Source organism: Shewanella marina JCM 15074 (assembly GCF_000614975.1).
In the GTDB taxonomy this organism is placed as follows: Bacteria; Pseudomonadota; Gammaproteobacteria; order Enterobacterales; family Shewanellaceae; genus Shewanella; species Shewanella marina.
Genome location: NZ_BALM01000015.1, coordinates 1 through 15,559 on the forward strand (window position 1 = coordinate 1; position 15,559 = coordinate 15,559).

The following is a 15,559-nucleotide window of genomic DNA, read 5'->3' on the forward strand; positions in this document are numbered from 1 at the left end:
CAAAAACAAATGTTAGAAATAAATATCAGCTAATCGATAACATCGAGCTTGCTGAATCGAACGGAGTCAGTGCAGATTTGCTGCGTGTTCTCAATCGATGGAGCCAGTTTACTCTCATCGCTAAAAGTAACAATGCGGTGTTTTTGAAAATGATTATTACTGTGTGGTAATAATTTGAGCGTTAATTCGTGAGGTGGATCGCGTTTATCTTAGAGGGGATGTTTTATTGATAATGCTGTTAAGGATTGTTCTTTAATCGCTAGAGTTACTGGTTTATTACTTCAGTTTAATGTGAGTAGAAAGGGATTAATGTTCCAGTAAGAGAAGCGTATGATAATGATTTACTATCGAATTAATGAATTATGGCAAGTTTAATCAGTACTCCATTTAAACGTATGCGTCGTATGCGCACTAGCGCCAATATGCGTGATTTAGTGCGTGAACATGAATTTAAATTAGCAGATCTTATTCATCCTATTTTTATTGAAGAAACACTGACCGAAGCCGTGCCTATTACTACTATGCCTGGCATTGATCGTATTCCTGAAAGCATGCTTGCTGATGAAGTGACTGAGTTATATCGATTAGGGGTACGTTATGTGATGCCGTTTGGTATCTCACACACTAAAGATGAGATTGGCAGTGATACTTGGAATGATCAAGGATTACTGGCGCGAATGGTGACCACGATAAAAACTGCTTGCCCAGATATGATGGTGATTCCTGATATCTGTTTTTGTGAGTACACCACCCATGGTCATTGTGGCGTTTATCATGATGATCAGGTGCTAAATGATGAAACCCTAGCTTTGCTTGTGAAGCAAAGTGTTACGGCTGCTCGTGCTGGAGCCGATATGTTAGCGCCATCAGCAATGATGGATGGGCAAGTGCAAGCGATTCGTCAAGGATTAGATGCTGCTGGCTATGAACATGTGGCGATTTTAGCGCATGCCGTTAAGTTTGCATCGGCATTTTATGGTCCATTCAGGGTTGCGGTTGATTGCGAATTACATGGGGATCGCAAAGCGTATCAAATGGACTGTGCTAATGGTCGCCAAGCATTGCAAGAAGCGTTACTTGATGAAGAGGAGGGGGCTGACATTTTGATGGTGAAACCGGGCACACCCTATTTAGATGTGGTGGCTAATTTACGTCAGCAAACCCATTTACCGCTAGCGGTTTATCAAGTGGGTGGTGAGTATGCATCCATTAAATTTGCTGCTCTTGCCGGTGCGCTTGATGAAAAACGTGTGGTCTATGAAACCCTTACAGGCTTTAAGCGTGCAGGCGCTGATCTTATTGTGAGTTATTACACCAAACAAGTTGCTCAATGGTTAGCTGCAGATAAAAACAGTTAATATTAGCGAGTGAGTGGCAATAAAATAAGGGCTATGACGATGTCATAACCCTTATTTTTTGTTTGTTCTAATTAATTGCCATCATCTTTTTGCATTTAGGATAGTTACTACAACCCCAGAATTGATTACCTGCATTACTGCCTCGCTTGGCAGTACGTAATACCATTGATGCACCGCATTGAGGGCATTGTGGTGCCATATCAGTTTTGGACATTGTTACTACGGGCTCTTTTTGTTCAATATCCTGTTGTTGCTTTATCTTAATTGGCGGTACTGGTTGCAGACTTGGTTCAAGTTTCGCGGCCTTGATCGTTTTGACATGTTTTACATGCTGCATATGGGTTTTGATATTAGCGGCTAAACGCTTATCTGCGATTGCGTGGTGATTTGTGCAACTTGTTCCAGTGTTAATACTTGCTCCGTCTGAGCACGAATATAGCTTAGGCAAGCAGATGCATAAGTCACATTGTCAGGCATGGTTGTCTTAAAAGTGCTATCACCAATAAAGACGATAACAGAGAAAATAACATCGTTTGGGAGTTCAAGTAACTGCGCGAGGGTTTGGGTATGTTTATAGTTTTGGCGTAGCGGATTTTGAAATTGATTACGATGACGATATATCTGTTGCGTCCACATAGCTTGATTCGCATTACCAAAAATCCAACCTTTAATATTTTTAGTTTCAATCACGAAAATACCAAATTGAGATACCACAATATGATCAATTTGAGTGGTGCCATCAGCTGTTGGTAAGGTAATATTTTTTAGGCAGTGATACTCTGTTTTAGGTAGACGTTTGAGCATCATATTGACTTGAAACTCGCCCCAAATTCCTTTCCACCAGTTGGTTTTTATAATTGCCAGTAGCACCATTAGTACTGGAATGTACCAAAAATTAGTTAATAGCTGAGTCAGTGTTTGTTCGACAATTTGAGAAATATTCATCGGCATTTATTAGTTAAATCAAATGAATATTAGTGTAGAGGAATGGGCAGAATATGACGGGAGGTATGTCATGGATTCACTAGTAATTTCTAGTTATTGCAAACAAAAAGGGCTATGACTGTGTTATAACCCTTAAAGATCGAACGTTTATCTAGACTTGCGCATGGTGCATAAATACTATTTATGTTTGTTTTTGGAGAATTTAAATTTCAGATATCTCACTCTCCAAAAAGATGCTTAGGTATAAAAGCTGATAGTTCAGAGGTTGAGTTCATCTCGCTGATATTGAATGTATCACCATTCACGAATCCACAATGAGTAGGGAATCTTTTATAATGGGATGTGTTTTTACTCCACCGTAATGCGGAATAACCTGCCATGATACGGTGTCCAACCCATCTTTCATCTATCAGTTTGTATCCACTAGGTTTGTTTAGCAGAAGTAAACTACCCATAAATTGAAGCCATTGGTCATGAGTCAGAAGCCTGTTTCCATATGCATGGAACGATCTACCACTTTCATAGATGCTGAAGTTCATATTCCAATACCTACATAATTCTTTAATACTTTCTGATGCTGATGGACTGTTTCCTTTCGAACCAAAGTCAATCATAGGTAGATGATAAGACTCATTGCCAATAGTAACTTTTGAATGTACAGCTAACTCATACTCAGATTCTAAAGAAACTAACATTTCTAATAGGGAGCGCTCAGTAATATCACTTATAGGTAAAGTGAAAATAGCCCTATAATCATGAAATGATTGAGGTACATAGTGATATTTACTCATGTATAAATGAGCATGACTAAGAGCCCATGGGGATAAAATTTGTGACACCCAGGCAATAGGATGGCGATTTAGCTTCATACCATGGACACTATTGATGTGACTATTTGACATTTATCCCCTTAAGCATTTGGAAAAACTCCATTGAGAATTGGTCTGTCATACCAGAAACAAAGTCAATGATCAAATGAGTACGTAAATTCCATTCTTTATATAAATCAATTTTGTCGAAATGTTCTTTAAAAGTGTTGTTTAGATAATCTTGAAAATGATTAGCTAAGTATTCAATTTGTTCTTCTTTATTTTTAATACCTTTTTCAGAAAGTAAAGTCTGTTTTAGTTCTGGTATAGACTTGTCTATAATTGCAGTTTTGTATGCATTGAGGTGTTTTTGAGGTAAACGGTTGAATAATCTACGGTGTATATGGAGTTCATTATTTTTAATGCCATCAAAGTGGTTGATAACTAAATATATAAACTTTTTTTTTATTTAATGATAATAGAGGCTTATATTCTTCTAATATTCCCGAAATTATTGAAAATCCAGATAACTCCATACGCTCAGCTTCGCTAGAGGTGAATAGATATTTTCCAGTATAATCCTTTAATAAGCTGAGTAATTTATGCTCAGTCGAATTTTTAGAAATTATCTCTTCCTGAATATCGAAAGTAATGAATTTTTGATAATTGTCGATAAACTTCTTCGCTACGGCACTTACAAGATAATTAGATAGATATGTTTTGAAGTTTAAAAATGGTCCTATTGCCGTGTCAGGATCTGGATTGAGACTTTCTATTAATTTCTGGTAAATTGGGTGAGGATCATCACTTTTTTGGAGAGATTGGATTCCTATTAGCATATCTTTCTTGAATTGAGATTCTTGAATAATCCCTTTTTCTATTCCATCTTCAATATCACTAATACAATAAGATATGTCATCAGAAGCTTCCATCAGAAAACCAAGTGGATGCCGACTATGTTCAGGCATGTTAAGTTTAGCCCAAGCTGCTTTTATTACATCAATCTCGGTATCGAAAAATCCAATCTTTTTAGAGAAAGGAGCAGATGTTTTTTGCTGGACTTTTGACATTGGGCTATGAGTATATTTGATGAATGCAGCTAATTGAGTGTAAGTTAGATTTAGTCCATAGAAGCCGTCTTCACCCTGTAATTTCGTAATAATTCTGAACCCTTGGGGGTTGCCATCGAAATACTTGAAGTCATCCAATGCGGTAAGTTCTACCTTTTTTTTGTCGGTATTGGTTGCTATACACAAGCAATTAATTGCATCATCTGATCTTGCCCATTGAGATATTGCTGCTTCTCCAAAATGCCCAAAAGGTGGATTACCAATATCATGCATAAGACATGCTGTTTCCACAATATTTGACATTGCTAAATTATTGTCGAGCCAATATTTTTTTATTTCATTTGTTAAGTTTGATGCTGATATTTGTTCGCTGATACTAGCAATAATATAGCGACCAATATGAGAAACTTCTATAGAGTGAGTAAGTCGAGAGCGAACGGCTGAGTTGCTTTCTAGTGAAAATACTTGAGCTTTTTGTTGTAGTCTGCGAAATGCAGCGGAATAAATAAGCCGTGCTTTGTCGCTTTGTGTTGATGCTAAAAATGTAGAGTGGCTAGCATTAGATTTTCTATGACGGTCTATTTGATTATATTTATCCATATTACTTTTGAGTAGTGATTAATATTATTAGGGATTTTACACCTTTTTTCGAATAAATATTTACTGGTGGCTTATTTTTTCTTTTATAAACAAAAGCTTAATTAGGTTTTTAGTGTTTAAGTAAAAGGGCTATGACTGTGTCATAACCCTTAATGGTTAAACGCTTATCTAAACAAACAGCGTTTAACGCATGGTAACAAACTCTTCTGCGCCTGTTGGGTGCAATGCTACGACGGCATCAAAGTCTGCTTTAGTTGCGCCCATCTTAATGCTACGCCAAAGCCTTGTAGGATCTCATCCATACCAAAACCGATACCGTGAATACCCACTACTTTTTCATCTTCGCCAGCACAAACTAACTTGAATTTACACTCTTGGCGATGCGCGGTAACTGCGGTGTACATTGACGCAAATGTTGAGTTGTACACTTTAATGTTGTCTGCGCCATATTGCTTAACGGCATCTGGCTCGCTTAAGCCCATAGTGCCGATAGGTGGGTGGGTAAATACCACGGTTGGCACTGTTGTGTAATCCATTTTGGCATCTGTCATGCCGTTAAATAGACGCTCTGATAATAGACGACCCGCTTTAACTGCAACTGGCGTTAGCTCAATGCCACCCGCCATAATATCGCCGACACAGTAGATGCCTTTAGCTGAAGTGTTTTGCTGTTCATCAACAAAAATAAAGCCTTTTTCATCCATAGTCACATCGGTATTTTCTAGGCCGATATTGCCAGTTGATGGGTGACGACCAATTGCCCAAATGAGGCAATCAACCACATGCTGCTCACCACTTTCAAGCTCTAGCGTTAAGCTGCCATCATCGTTTTTAACCACAGCTTTTGGGGTGCTATTGGTGTGCAGTGTTGGGCCTTCTTTGGCCATAACTGCCATTAATTGCTCTGACAACATTGGGTCAAAGCTACGTAGCGGTGAATGCTTACGTACAAATAGATGGGTTTCACTGCCTAGTGCATTTAATACGCCTGCAATTTCGACGGCAATGTAACCTGCACCCACTACCGCAACACGCTTTGGTTGCTCGGTTAGGGCAAAGAAGCCGTCGGAGTCGATACCGTACTCTGCGCCCGGTACATTCGGGATACTTGGGGCGCCGCCAGTGGCAATCAAGATATGATCGGCGGTGTAATGCTCGCCATTGACTTCAATGGTACGGTTATCGACAAAACGGCCATAACCTTCTAAAAATGTAACGCCATTGCTGGCTAAACCACGGTCGTAACCTGCATGAATGCGATCAATATAGGCTTCACGACTGTTGACTAGGGTTTGCCAATCAAAATTATTCACGGTGACATCAAAGCCATAATCCTTGGCATATAGGTGCATTGCCTCTGCTACGTGTGCGCCATACCACATCACTTTTTTAGGTACGCAGCCGACGTTGACACAAGTTCCACCTACTTTCTTGGCTTCAATTAACAGCACTTTTGCACCGCGCATTGCTGCTCGGTTAGCTGATGCGATACCGCCGCTACCTGCACCTAAGCAGATATAGTCGAAGTGTTGAGCCATGTTTCTCTCCATGTAATTGTTGATATCAACGAGAGTCGATTAAGTATTAGATTAACTGCAGATTATTGTAGGCGGATTTTTTTGTGATAACTAGACTTATTTAATACCAATCAAATTAAGAAAATGAACATTCAGCGGGAATTCAAGGTGCTGTAAACAAGGCGAATATTTGACTGGAATAGTTATTCTCGGCAACTGCTCCTGCGTTGCTCTACCTCCTGCGTCCATGCAGTCGTATTTTGAAAATATGCAACGCAGTATACAGTGCCTTGAAACCCGCACTAGGTGAGCTTTTCAGACCTTTTCATTTCGGTGTTGCATTGATTTGAAAGGGGATAGCCATTACTACATCAATGCGCCTAGAACTGAAAAATCTGACAAGCTCTGAATGGCTCATATCTTTAATGCGATTGGTATATTGACACTTCCGATAGTCACGATAGGTATTGCCGTTATTACATTTCAGGCACTTCCATTCCTTTTTTAATGCTCGAAGCTCTTGTTTTATTGGGTCGGTTTGACCGAGTTGTGGAGCTTGTTTGATCTGTTTTTTAAGGTGTTTGATGCGTTGATTTAGCCAGCGGCAGCTTGGGTCGGAATGACTTTTAACTAACAAGCTTGGGGTTTGTATCGTTGTTGCTGCGCTGGCTAAATTGGGACTTATCAGTAAGGGACAGATAAGTAAAAGTGCTATTTTTATGGGCATATCGGCCTCGGCTGTGGTGCTTCCTTGCATACAGCCTAGACCAATAAAAGCTTAGAATTGGTAAGTTAAGTGAATACCTGCAAAGGTTTGATCTAATTTCGCACTTGGGTCATCGGCATTTTCTTGTTTGATATCTTGCTGAGCAAAAGATTGGTTAATCTGAGCGCTTAATACAAGCTGTGATGTCAGCTGGTATTGCGCCTCTACACCGATAAGCAGGTTGTTGACACCATCGTGCTCGGCGCTGACATAACCATAGTCAAAACTCTGGTGTAAATACGGACTAATGGTCAGTTTTGAGGTTACTTGCCAGTCGTGTTGTAGGGCTAATTCAATAAAGTAGCCATCTGCCTCTGTGGCATAGGTATAGTTAATACTTGGCGTGATCCAACTGAGTTGCTGATAGCTAATCTCGGCTGAAAATTCATTGTCATGGCTGCGTTCATCACCATAGATTTCATTACGTTGATAACCTAGAACTGTTTCAAATCCATAGACTTGCGGCAAACTGTATTGTAGGCCGTAATTCCATTCTGTGTAATGGACACTGTCACCGCGACCAACAGTGGCATAGCCATGCAGATTGCCTTGTTCAACGGCTAAGGTACTCCAATAAATACCGCCTTTATCTAAATTATCACGACCTTGCGACACATATTTACTGTCCCAGCCCATATCAAGGCTTACTTGTGGTGCAGCTAATGTCGTAATTGGCAAGCTCGCTAAAACTGCTGAAAATAGGCAATGTTTAAAGGTCATAATCTGCTCAGGTAATCGGTAATTGCGATCATAGTAATCTATTTTATGATCAAGTAAATGATAATTGTTACTATTTGTAACCTAATTCTCATTTGTTGAAATTGTTATCTTAATGCTTGATAGAGTGTGATCTTAGTCGATGTTTTAATGATTTTTGTTTGTTAGGTCATAAGACTAATACTGATCTAAGGACTTGAAATTTGCGATTAAAGCCCTTATTAAAGAAGCTATACCCAAGTTGTTTGAGGAATCATAATGAGTAATCCGTTGCTAAGCCAAACTGAGTTACCTCAGTTTTCTAAAATTAAGCCTGAACATATTCAGCAAGCGGTCGAGCAGGCAATTACTCATTGCCGCGATACCATTGAGCAAGTACTGGCAGATAACCAAGAATACACTTGGGCCAATTTAGTGGCGCCACTTGAAGAAGCCGATGACCAATTATCTAAAATTTGGTCGCCGGTTTCGCATATGAACTCTGTGGTGAGTAATCCTGAGTGGCGCGAAGCCCATGATGCATGTTTACCTTTGTTGTCTGAGTTCGGCACTTTTGTCGGCCAGCATCAAGGTCTGTATCAAGCTTATAAAGCATTAGCGGCGAGTCCTGAATACGCGACTTTACCTCGTGCTAAGCAACAGGTTATCGATAACAGTCTGCGTGATTTTGAATTATCAGGTATTGGTTTATCTGATGAGCAAAAAGTACGTTATGGTCAGATCGTTAAGCGTATGTCTGAACTGACTAGCCAATTCTCAAACCAGTTATTAGATGCGACCCATGCGTGGAGCAAGTTAATTACTGATGAAGCTGAATTAGTCGGCTTACCTGATTCTGCAAAAGCTGCCGCTAAGGCGATGGCCGCAGCTAAAGAGCAAGACGGTTGGTTATTTACCTTGGATTACCCATCGTATATGCCAGTGATGATGTACAGCGAAAACCGTGAATTACGTGAAGAGTGCTACCGCGCTTTTGTGACTCGCGCATCTGAACAAGGCCCTAATGCGGGTGAGTTTGATAACAGCGAATTGATGGAAGAGATTGTGCGCTTGCGTCATGAGGTGTCACAACTGTTAGGTTTTGCTAACTACGCTGAAAAATCATTAGCGACTAAAATGGCTGATACCCCTGAGCAAGTGATTGAGTTTTTAAACGAGCTAGCACTGCGTTCAAAGGCACAAGCCAAAGCAGAATTGTCTGAGTTAACTGAGTTTGCTCAAACTGAATATGGTGTGTCTGAGCTTGCTGCTTGGGATTTAAGTTTTTATGCTGAAAAATTAAAGCAGCATAAATATGAGATTTCACAAGAGGAGTTACGTCCTTACTTCCCTGAAGATAAAGTGATTTCTGGTTTGTTCTACACAGTATCTCGCCTGTTTGGTTTGAAGATTGAAGAGCAATATGATTTTGACCGTTGGCATAACGATGTGCGTTTCTTCCACATTTATGACAGCGAACATACCCTACGTGGCAGCTTCTATTTAGATTTGTACGCCCGTGAAGGCAAACGTGGTGGTGCTTGGATGGATGACTGCCGTGCGCGTCGTTTAAGCCAAGGTGAACTACAAAAACCTGTGGCGTATTTAACCTGTAACTTTAGTCGTCCTGTTGATGGCAAGCCTGCGTTATTTACCCATGATGAAGTTACGACTTTATTCCACGAGTTTGGTCATGGCATTCACCATATGCTGACTAAGATTGATGTGGCGGGTGTGTCTGGTATCAACGGTGTGGCATGGGATGCGGTTGAGCTACCAAGTCAGTTTATGGAAAACTGGTGCTGGCAAGAAGAGGCATTAGCTGAGATTTCTGGTCACTATGAAACAGGTGAGCCATTACCCAAAGCGATGTTAGACAAAATGCTAGCAGCGAAGAACTTCCAATCTGGCATGATGATGTTGCGCCAGCTTGAGTTATCGCTATTCGATTTCCGTCTACATTATGAATTTAAGCCTGAGCAAGGCGCACAAGTACAAGCCATGCTTGATGAAGTGCGTCGCCAAGTGGCCGTGATTATTGCACCTGAATTTAACCGTTTCCAACACGGTTTTGCGCATATTTTTGCGGGCGGTTATGCGGCTGGTTATTACAGCTATAAGTGGGCTGAAGTATTGTCTGCTGACGCTTTCTCTCGTTTTGAAGAGGAAGGCATTTTTAACGCTGAAACAGGCCATGATTTCTTGGTGAATGTGTTAGAGATGGGCGGTAGTGAGGCACCTATGGAGCTATTTACTCGCTTTAGAGGTCGTGAGCCGAATATTGACGCATTACTGCGCCATAGTGGTATTCAAGCTTAATATTTAAGCAGTTAACACACTAAAAAAGGTGCCTAAGTGGCGCCTTTTTTGTTTAATTGTTAATAAGTGTTTATTTTAAATCACTTTATTGGTTTTATTTTAGCTAATCATTGCTGCAAAATTATGCTTTACAACGGCAGCGTTTCAAATTAGATTGAAACTCCATTATTTCACGAGCGTATGAGTTATGTTTCTAAATACTCGCAACAATCAGGCTGTATCTAATACTGCATCTGCCAAGATTGCGGCCGCGCTTGTCTCTGTCGTCATCGTCATTATTAACTGACGCTGACGGTGTATTTATTCGTCAGCTAAGCTGGCGGATATCAAGTCTCTCCTTTTTAATCTTCCAGCAAACTGACAAAACACTTTGATATGAGGTATGTCGTTTGAATAGAAGAGAACTCGCCGCCATCGGATTTATGACATTTGCACTGTTTTTAGGTGCAGGTAATCTTATTTTTCCGCCATTAATGGCACAACAAGCTGGTGAAAATTGGTTATATGCCATTGCTGGATTTTTAGTGACCGCAGTGGGTCTGCCTGCGCTAACCTTAATTGTATTAGGTCGCTTACCTTCAATTGATAAATTAACTGCGGCATTACCACAGTGGATGGATCGTAGCTTCTGGTTTTTAATCTTAACCACCATTGGCCCTGCATTTGCGCTACCGCGTGCAGTTACCGTGGCGTATGAAATGGGCATCAAACCATTTTATTCGGGTAATGGTTTATTACTGTTCTCAATTATTTTTTGCGGACTCACCCTCGCGTTAGCATTAAAGCCGGGTAAATTGGTTGATTATATTGGCCGTATAATGACGCCTGCATTGATTATTATGCTGGCACTATTGACGGTTTTTGCGCTGTTTAATCCACTTGGTGCCCCGATGGCTGCAACTGAAGCCTATCAGCAGTCGCCAATTGCCAATGGCTTAACTCAAGGTTATATGACCTTAGATGCGATTGCAGCGGTAGTATTTGGTTGGGTGATCATCAACACTATTCGTCTACGTAGCAGTGGTAATGAAAGCGCGACTTTCCGTTATATCTTAATTATTGTGGCAATTTACGCGGCATTAATGGCGCTTTGTTATCTGGCAATGGGCTATTTAGGCGCGACTTCATCTAACATTGCCGCCCATGCAACCAATGGCGGTGAAATCCTAGCGGCTTATGCGGCAGGTCAGTTTGGTGCGATGGGCCAAGTGATGTTAGCGGTGATTACCTTAATTGCGTGTTTAACCACGACGGTGGGGATTACTACGGCAAATGCTGAATATTACCAAAACAGTTACGGTTTTAAATTTAAGATCAGTGCAGTAGTGATTACGTTATTAACTGCGACTATCTCTAATGTGGGCTTAGAAACCATTATTAAAGTAAGCTTGCCTGTGATTTTAGTGTTATGTCCGATTGCGATTGCCTTGATTATGGCGGTTATTTTTATCCCTAAAATCAGCCGCAGTAATGTACGTGAAATCTCTGTGGGTCAATTGGTGGTAGTGACTATTGCTACACTATTTGGCACGCTTGATGCGCTAAATATTCTGGCTAAACTGCCTGAGTCGGTCATCAAAATTGCACAGCAATATTTACCATTATTTAATGACAATGTGTCATGCTATTGCCAGTAATGATTGCGCTAGTATTGGTGAAGTTAACCCGTATGTTGACCCCGCAAAAGCAGCCATTACTTAATTAATCTGAGTTTTATGCTGTTAAAAGACGCCTATTATGGCGTCTTTTTTGTTGGCTTGTTCTCTGGTAAGACCTCTGTTAGCCTTGATCTCAATTATTTAGGGATGAAGATATGAACTTATATTTTAGATTGATCTGGTTATTTTTGTGGCGCATTAAAAAACAGGCGCGTCATATCGACTTTTTAGGGACAAGCCATATTCGTTACCGCGCACTGCCAAGCGATTGTGATGTTAATTTTCACCTAACCAACTCCCGTTATCCTGCTTTTATGGATTTAGCTCGCACCTTTATGCTGGCTGAAATGGGCTTATTAAATAAGTTTTTAAAGTTGAAGTGGATGCCAATCGTTAATGCGGCTGAGTTTACCTATATTAAAGATATTAAACCCTTTGCGACCTTTGATATTGCCACTAAGTTAGTCGGCTGGGACGAGAAATATTTTTATATAGAACAGCGCTTTGAAAGTGATAAAGGGCTACATTGTATTGTCCATGTGCGGGGTGTATTTGTGTGTAAACGCAAGCAAGTCCCCGTCGCCGATTTAGTTGAACAAGCGGGTTATGTGGGCGAGGCACCGAGCTTGCCACCCGAAGTACTAAAGTGGAAAGCCTTTTTAGAGGTGAAGAAGCAGCAGAATTTGAAGTAAGGAGCCATAAGTGGCAGCTGAAAAGTTTGAAACCATCTATCAGCGGGCTGCTGATAGAAAGGGCGGTGAGCAAGCATTGGCGTTATTAATGCCAACCACCTTATCTAATGCCCAAATTGGGCATTACACCGATGCTGAGTTATTGTCAGCAATGAGCAAAAAAGTATTCCAATCTGGTTTTGTATGGCGCGTGGTTGACAATAAATGGCCTGCTTATGAAAAGGCCTTTTTTGATTTTGTACCGCAAAAGGTATTAATGATGTCGCCTGATCAAATCGATGCCAGAGCCAGTGATGCGACTTTAATTCGCCATCAAAAGAAAACCCAAGCGATCTATGATAATGCCTTGATGATCCATGAGCTTACTCTAGAACATGGCAGCTTTAGTGAGTTAATTGCCAATTGGCCGAGCGATAATATTATTGAGCTATGGCAGTTATTAAAGCGTAAAGGCAGCCGTTTAGGCGGTAATACAGGCCCTTACTTTTTACGTGAGATTGGTAAAGACAGCTTTTTATTAACCCGTGATGTACAGAGTTATTTAACGGCACATAAACTGGTGGATACTGGTTTTAGCTCTAAGTCAGGTTTAGCTCAGGTGCAGCACGTATTTAATCAGTGGCAGCAGCAGAGTGGTTTTGGCTTTGCTGAAATCAGCCGTATTCTCGCCTGCAGTGTCGGCGATAATCATTTATAAATCGTGGCCTATAGATAACAAAAATCCCCGTAAAAACGGGGATTTTTTTTGAGCTTCTTAGTAGAGATTAGAAGCTCTTGCTAACACCGATAACAACTCGGTCATCAAAAATAAGGGTTTGATCGCCATAAACTTTATGGTCTGTATCAACTGTGCTGCCGTGGTAACGTAAATCGAATTTTAGACCAGCGTATTCTTTTGATACACCAAGGTTCCAGTGGCCCCAGCCTTCAGCGCCATTACCTGTTAAGTCTTGGTATCCGACAGAACCAGAAATCTTAAAGCCATTATCGAAGTTGTAGCTAGGGTGCATGGCGTAGTTAACACCGTGCCAGCCATCAACACCGAACCAATCATCAAGGGTTGGCGTCACTTCTAACTGTAAGCTTGCATGGCCAAAGTCTTTTGACATCTTTAACCATAATTCTGTGTAGTTTGAATATGAAGCACCAGGATAAAGGTAAGAGAACACCATGACGTCATATTTGAAACCACTGTCGCCAAATGCGCCCGCTTTACCAATAAAAGGTGCGGTTACGATTTCAAGATTAGGATCTTTAAATTTAATGTTTGATGCAAATACACCAGCGTACCAACCATCAGGGTTGCTCCAGCCTAGGGTGCCTTGAACTACGGGTACATCCCCATCCATTGTTTCTGATTCGCCACGGAATACGTAGTCAGACGCAAAAGTAAGGTTACCGTTAATGGTGCCGCCAAGCACTTCATTTGGTTGCTCTGCGTAAGCCATGCTTGAAGAAGCGGCCATTAGGCCTGCGATTAGTAGTGCGTATTTTTTATTGATCATCATTAAACTCCCATCTCTGTTGACTTCATATTAGGAAACCTTTGTTAATGAATTTCTGGTACAACATGAATTGCTTAATAAGGGTTATGAACAATTGTGAACAAATGTAGCAGTGGCGTGATGACGATCACTTATGTTCTGTTTTTATTAATAGTTTTTGGTATCTGGTTCCTATCTTTTTCAAATGTTGCTGCAAATTTATACTAAATTTGCAGTGATACAGCGTGATACAAAGGTTTTTTTAATTGGAATAAGTTGGTTAACTGTTTCATTATTGTTTATTATGGGTCAGTTTTGTGAACATGTTATTGGTTCATTATCTAAATTTTCATTCCTTTACAATTTTGTTGAAATTCGAGTTGTTGATCGGTTGCCTTTGTGAGATAAAGCGCTGATTTATTTTGTTCAAATACGTGCTCCCTACGCTAAATATCGATGGCTTATTGCCTAGTGCTAGGGAAGATAGCAAGGAGTTTTCATGCGACAGCTAGTTAAAATCACCTCCGTGGTGTGTATGGCATTAGGGATTGCAGCTTGCGAACCTAAAACCGAAGCACCAAAAGGAGCCGGTGCACCTCATAGTGTTCCTGTTACCGCGGTTGAAGTTAAATCGCAATCTCAGTCGTTAATGGTTGAGCTACCGGGCCGAACTAAAGCATTTTTAGAAGCAGAAGTAAGACCGCAAGTAAGCGGTATTATTGCAGCTCGTAATTTTGTGGAAGGCGGTGAGGTTAAGGCTGGCGAGTCATTATATTCAATTGATGATTCGACTTATAAAGCGAATGTATATAGTGCTGAAGCTGAATTAGAGCGTGCAAATGCGGCTTTATCTGCGTCATCATCAACTTATAAGCGTTACCAAAAGCTCGTTAAAACCAATGCCATTAGCCAAGAGCAGTATGATACTGCTGATGCTAACTATAAGCAGGGGTTAGCGAGCGTAGCGCAAGCTAAAGCAAATCTTAATAATGCACGTATTAACCTTGCTTATACCAAAGTTGCTGCACCAATTTCTGGCCGTATCGGTCAGTCAAATGTTACCCCAGGTGCATTGGTGACCGCGAATCAAGGCAATGCTTTAGCTACAGTACAGCAACTTGATCCAATCAATGTTGATATCGTCCAATCAAGCACTGAGATGTTGCGCTTAAAGCAGCAATTAGCATCAGGTGCATTGGATAAAGCGGCTAATGCTAACGTGAGCCTTATTCTTGAAGATGGCTCTAACTATAAGCACATTGGTCAGCTTAAATTTACTGAGTTAAGTGTTAATGAAACCACTGGCTCTGTGATTATTCGTGCGCAATTCCCTAACCCTGAAGGTTTACTATTACCGGGTATGTTTGTGCGTACTCAGTTAAGCGTTGGTATTGATCCACAAGCGATTTTAGTACCGCAAAAAGGCGTGACACGTAATCCTAAAGGTCAAGGCGTTGTGATGGTCGTTAATAGCGACAATAAAGTGGAAGCAAAAATTGTGACTACTGGCGGCGTGATTAACAACCAATGGGTAATTACTTCTGGTTTAGCTGCGGGTGATAAGGTGATTGTTGAGGGATTACAGAAAATCCGTCCCGGCGCACCAGTAACCGCGACCCTTGCTAATGCCACTAATTCTAAGTAA

The 15,559-nt window shown here is 40.8% G+C and carries 13 protein-coding genes and 1 pseudogene; 6 read left to right on the forward strand and 8 right to left on the reverse strand.

Annotation, left to right across the window (positions count from 1 at the left end; translation table 11 throughout):
- The first annotated feature begins 362 nt into the window (after positions 1 to 362).
- A complete protein-coding gene (gene hemB, locus JCM15074_RS12205) occupies positions 363 to 1,358 on the forward strand; it encodes a porphobilinogen synthase (protein ID WP_025821455.1) in 996 nt (331 codons plus the stop codon).
- Between the two features lie 67 nt (positions 1,359 to 1,425).
- On the opposite strand, the gene JCM15074_RS24595 is transcribed toward hemB, so the two are convergent.
- The 7 genes and pseudogenes from JCM15074_RS24595 to JCM15074_RS12235 all read right to left on the reverse strand — a co-directional run bounded on the left by JCM15074_RS24595 (position 1,426) and on the right by JCM15074_RS12235 (position 7,785).
- Complete coding sequence (locus tag JCM15074_RS24595) at positions 1,426 to 1,695, reverse strand: topoisomerase DNA-binding C4 zinc finger domain-containing protein (protein ID WP_199899806.1); 270 nt, start codon at positions 1,693 to 1,695, stop codon at positions 1,426 to 1,428.
- 20 nt (positions 1,696 to 1,715) lie between these two features.
- Complete coding sequence (locus tag JCM15074_RS22020; protein WP_199899807.1) at positions 1,716 to 2,303, reverse strand: nuclease-related domain-containing protein; 588 nt, start codon at positions 2,301 to 2,303, stop codon at positions 1,716 to 1,718.
- Positions 2,304 to 2,521: 218 nt separating this feature from the next.
- A complete protein-coding gene (locus tag JCM15074_RS12215; RefSeq protein WP_025821456.1) occupies positions 2,522 to 3,205 on the reverse strand; it encodes a primase 1D-like protein in 684 nt (227 codons plus the stop codon).
- 335 nt (positions 3,206 to 3,540) lie between these two features.
- Positions 3,541 to 4,782, reverse strand: coding sequence for a dGTP triphosphohydrolase (gene dgt / locus JCM15074_RS22025; protein WP_199899808.1), 1,242 nt, complete (start codon positions 4,780 to 4,782; stop codon positions 3,541 to 3,543).
- 183 nt (positions 4,783 to 4,965) lie between these two features.
- A pseudogene (gene gorA, locus JCM15074_RS22030) lies at positions 4,966 to 6,320 on the reverse strand (glutathione-disulfide reductase).
- A gap of 304 nt (positions 6,321 to 6,624) precedes the next feature.
- Positions 6,625 to 7,056, reverse strand: coding sequence for a hypothetical protein (locus JCM15074_RS23635; RefSeq protein ID WP_025821457.1), 432 nt, complete (start codon positions 7,054 to 7,056; stop codon positions 6,625 to 6,627).
- A gap of 21 nt (positions 7,057 to 7,077) precedes the next feature.
- A complete protein-coding gene (locus tag JCM15074_RS12235; RefSeq protein WP_025821458.1) occupies positions 7,078 to 7,785 on the reverse strand; it encodes a hypothetical protein in 708 nt (235 codons plus the stop codon).
- A 255-nt stretch (positions 7,786 to 8,040) separates the two neighbouring features.
- On the opposite strand from JCM15074_RS12235, the gene prlC reads away from it, so the two are divergent.
- The 4 genes from prlC (at position 8,041) to JCM15074_RS12255 (ending at position 13,127) form a co-directional block, all read left to right on the forward strand.
- Complete coding sequence (gene prlC / locus JCM15074_RS12240) at positions 8,041 to 10,080, forward strand: oligopeptidase A (RefSeq protein WP_025821459.1); 2,040 nt, start codon at positions 8,041 to 8,043, stop codon at positions 10,078 to 10,080.
- Positions 10,081 to 10,469: 389 nt separating this feature from the next.
- Entirely contained in the window at positions 10,470 to 11,717 is a 1,248-nt protein-coding gene (gene brnQ / locus JCM15074_RS22040) for a branched-chain amino acid transport system II carrier protein (RefSeq protein ID WP_199899809.1), read from the forward strand.
- Between the two features lie 176 nt (positions 11,718 to 11,893).
- Complete coding sequence (locus tag JCM15074_RS12250; RefSeq protein ID WP_025821460.1) at positions 11,894 to 12,430, forward strand: thioesterase family protein; 537 nt, start codon at positions 11,894 to 11,896, stop codon at positions 12,428 to 12,430.
- A 10-nt stretch (positions 12,431 to 12,440) separates the two neighbouring features.
- Positions 12,441 to 13,127, forward strand: a complete 687-nt coding sequence (locus tag JCM15074_RS12255) for a DNA-3-methyladenine glycosylase I (RefSeq protein WP_025821461.1) — start codon at positions 12,441 to 12,443, stop codon at positions 13,125 to 13,127.
- A 67-nt stretch (positions 13,128 to 13,194) separates the two neighbouring features.
- Here the strand turns inward: JCM15074_RS12255 and JCM15074_RS12260 are convergent, their stop codons facing one another.
- Complete coding sequence (locus tag JCM15074_RS12260) at positions 13,195 to 13,938, reverse strand: TorF family putative porin (RefSeq protein WP_025821462.1); 744 nt, start codon at positions 13,936 to 13,938, stop codon at positions 13,195 to 13,197.
- A 475-nt stretch (positions 13,939 to 14,413) separates the two neighbouring features.
- Between JCM15074_RS12260 and JCM15074_RS12270 the strand changes: the two genes are divergently transcribed.
- Positions 14,414 to 15,559 carry an efflux RND transporter periplasmic adaptor subunit gene (locus JCM15074_RS12270; RefSeq protein WP_025821464.1) on the forward strand — a complete coding sequence of 382 codons (1,146 nt, stop codon included), beginning with the start codon at positions 14,414 to 14,416 and terminating at the stop codon, positions 15,557 to 15,559.

Excerpts from the sequence above, each read along its gene's own strand:
- hemB (WP_025821455.1), top strand. The coding sequence starts at position 363 with ATGGCAAGTTTAATCAGTACTCCATTTAAACGTATGCGTCGTATGCGC.
- JCM15074_RS24595 (WP_199899806.1), bottom strand. The coding sequence starts at position 1,695 with ATGCAGCATGTAAAACATGTCAAAACGATCAAGGCCGCGAAACTTGAA.
- JCM15074_RS22020 (WP_199899807.1), bottom strand. The coding sequence starts at position 2,303 with ATGAATATTTCTCAAATTGTCGAACAAACACTGACTCAGCTATTAACT.
- JCM15074_RS12215 (WP_025821456.1), bottom strand. The coding sequence starts at position 3,205 with ATGTCAAATAGTCACATCAATAGTGTCCATGGTATGAAGCTAAATCGC.
- dgt (WP_199899808.1), bottom strand. The coding sequence starts at position 4,782 with ATGGATAAATATAATCAAATAGACCGTCATAGAAAATCTAATGCTAGC.
- JCM15074_RS23635 (WP_025821457.1), bottom strand. The coding sequence starts at position 7,056 with ATGCAAGGAAGCACCACAGCCGAGGCCGATATGCCCATAAAAATAGCA.
- JCM15074_RS12235 (WP_025821458.1), bottom strand. The coding sequence starts at position 7,785 with ATGACCTTTAAACATTGCCTATTTTCAGCAGTTTTAGCGAGCTTGCCA.
- prlC (WP_025821459.1), top strand. The coding sequence starts at position 8,041 with ATGAGTAATCCGTTGCTAAGCCAAACTGAGTTACCTCAGTTTTCTAAA.
- JCM15074_RS12250 (WP_025821460.1), top strand. The coding sequence starts at position 11,894 with ATGAACTTATATTTTAGATTGATCTGGTTATTTTTGTGGCGCATTAAA.
- JCM15074_RS12260 (WP_025821462.1), bottom strand. The coding sequence starts at position 13,938 with ATGATGATCAATAAAAAATACGCACTACTAATCGCAGGCCTAATGGCC.
- JCM15074_RS12270 (WP_025821464.1), top strand. The coding sequence starts at position 14,414 with ATGCGACAGCTAGTTAAAATCACCTCCGTGGTGTGTATGGCATTAGGG.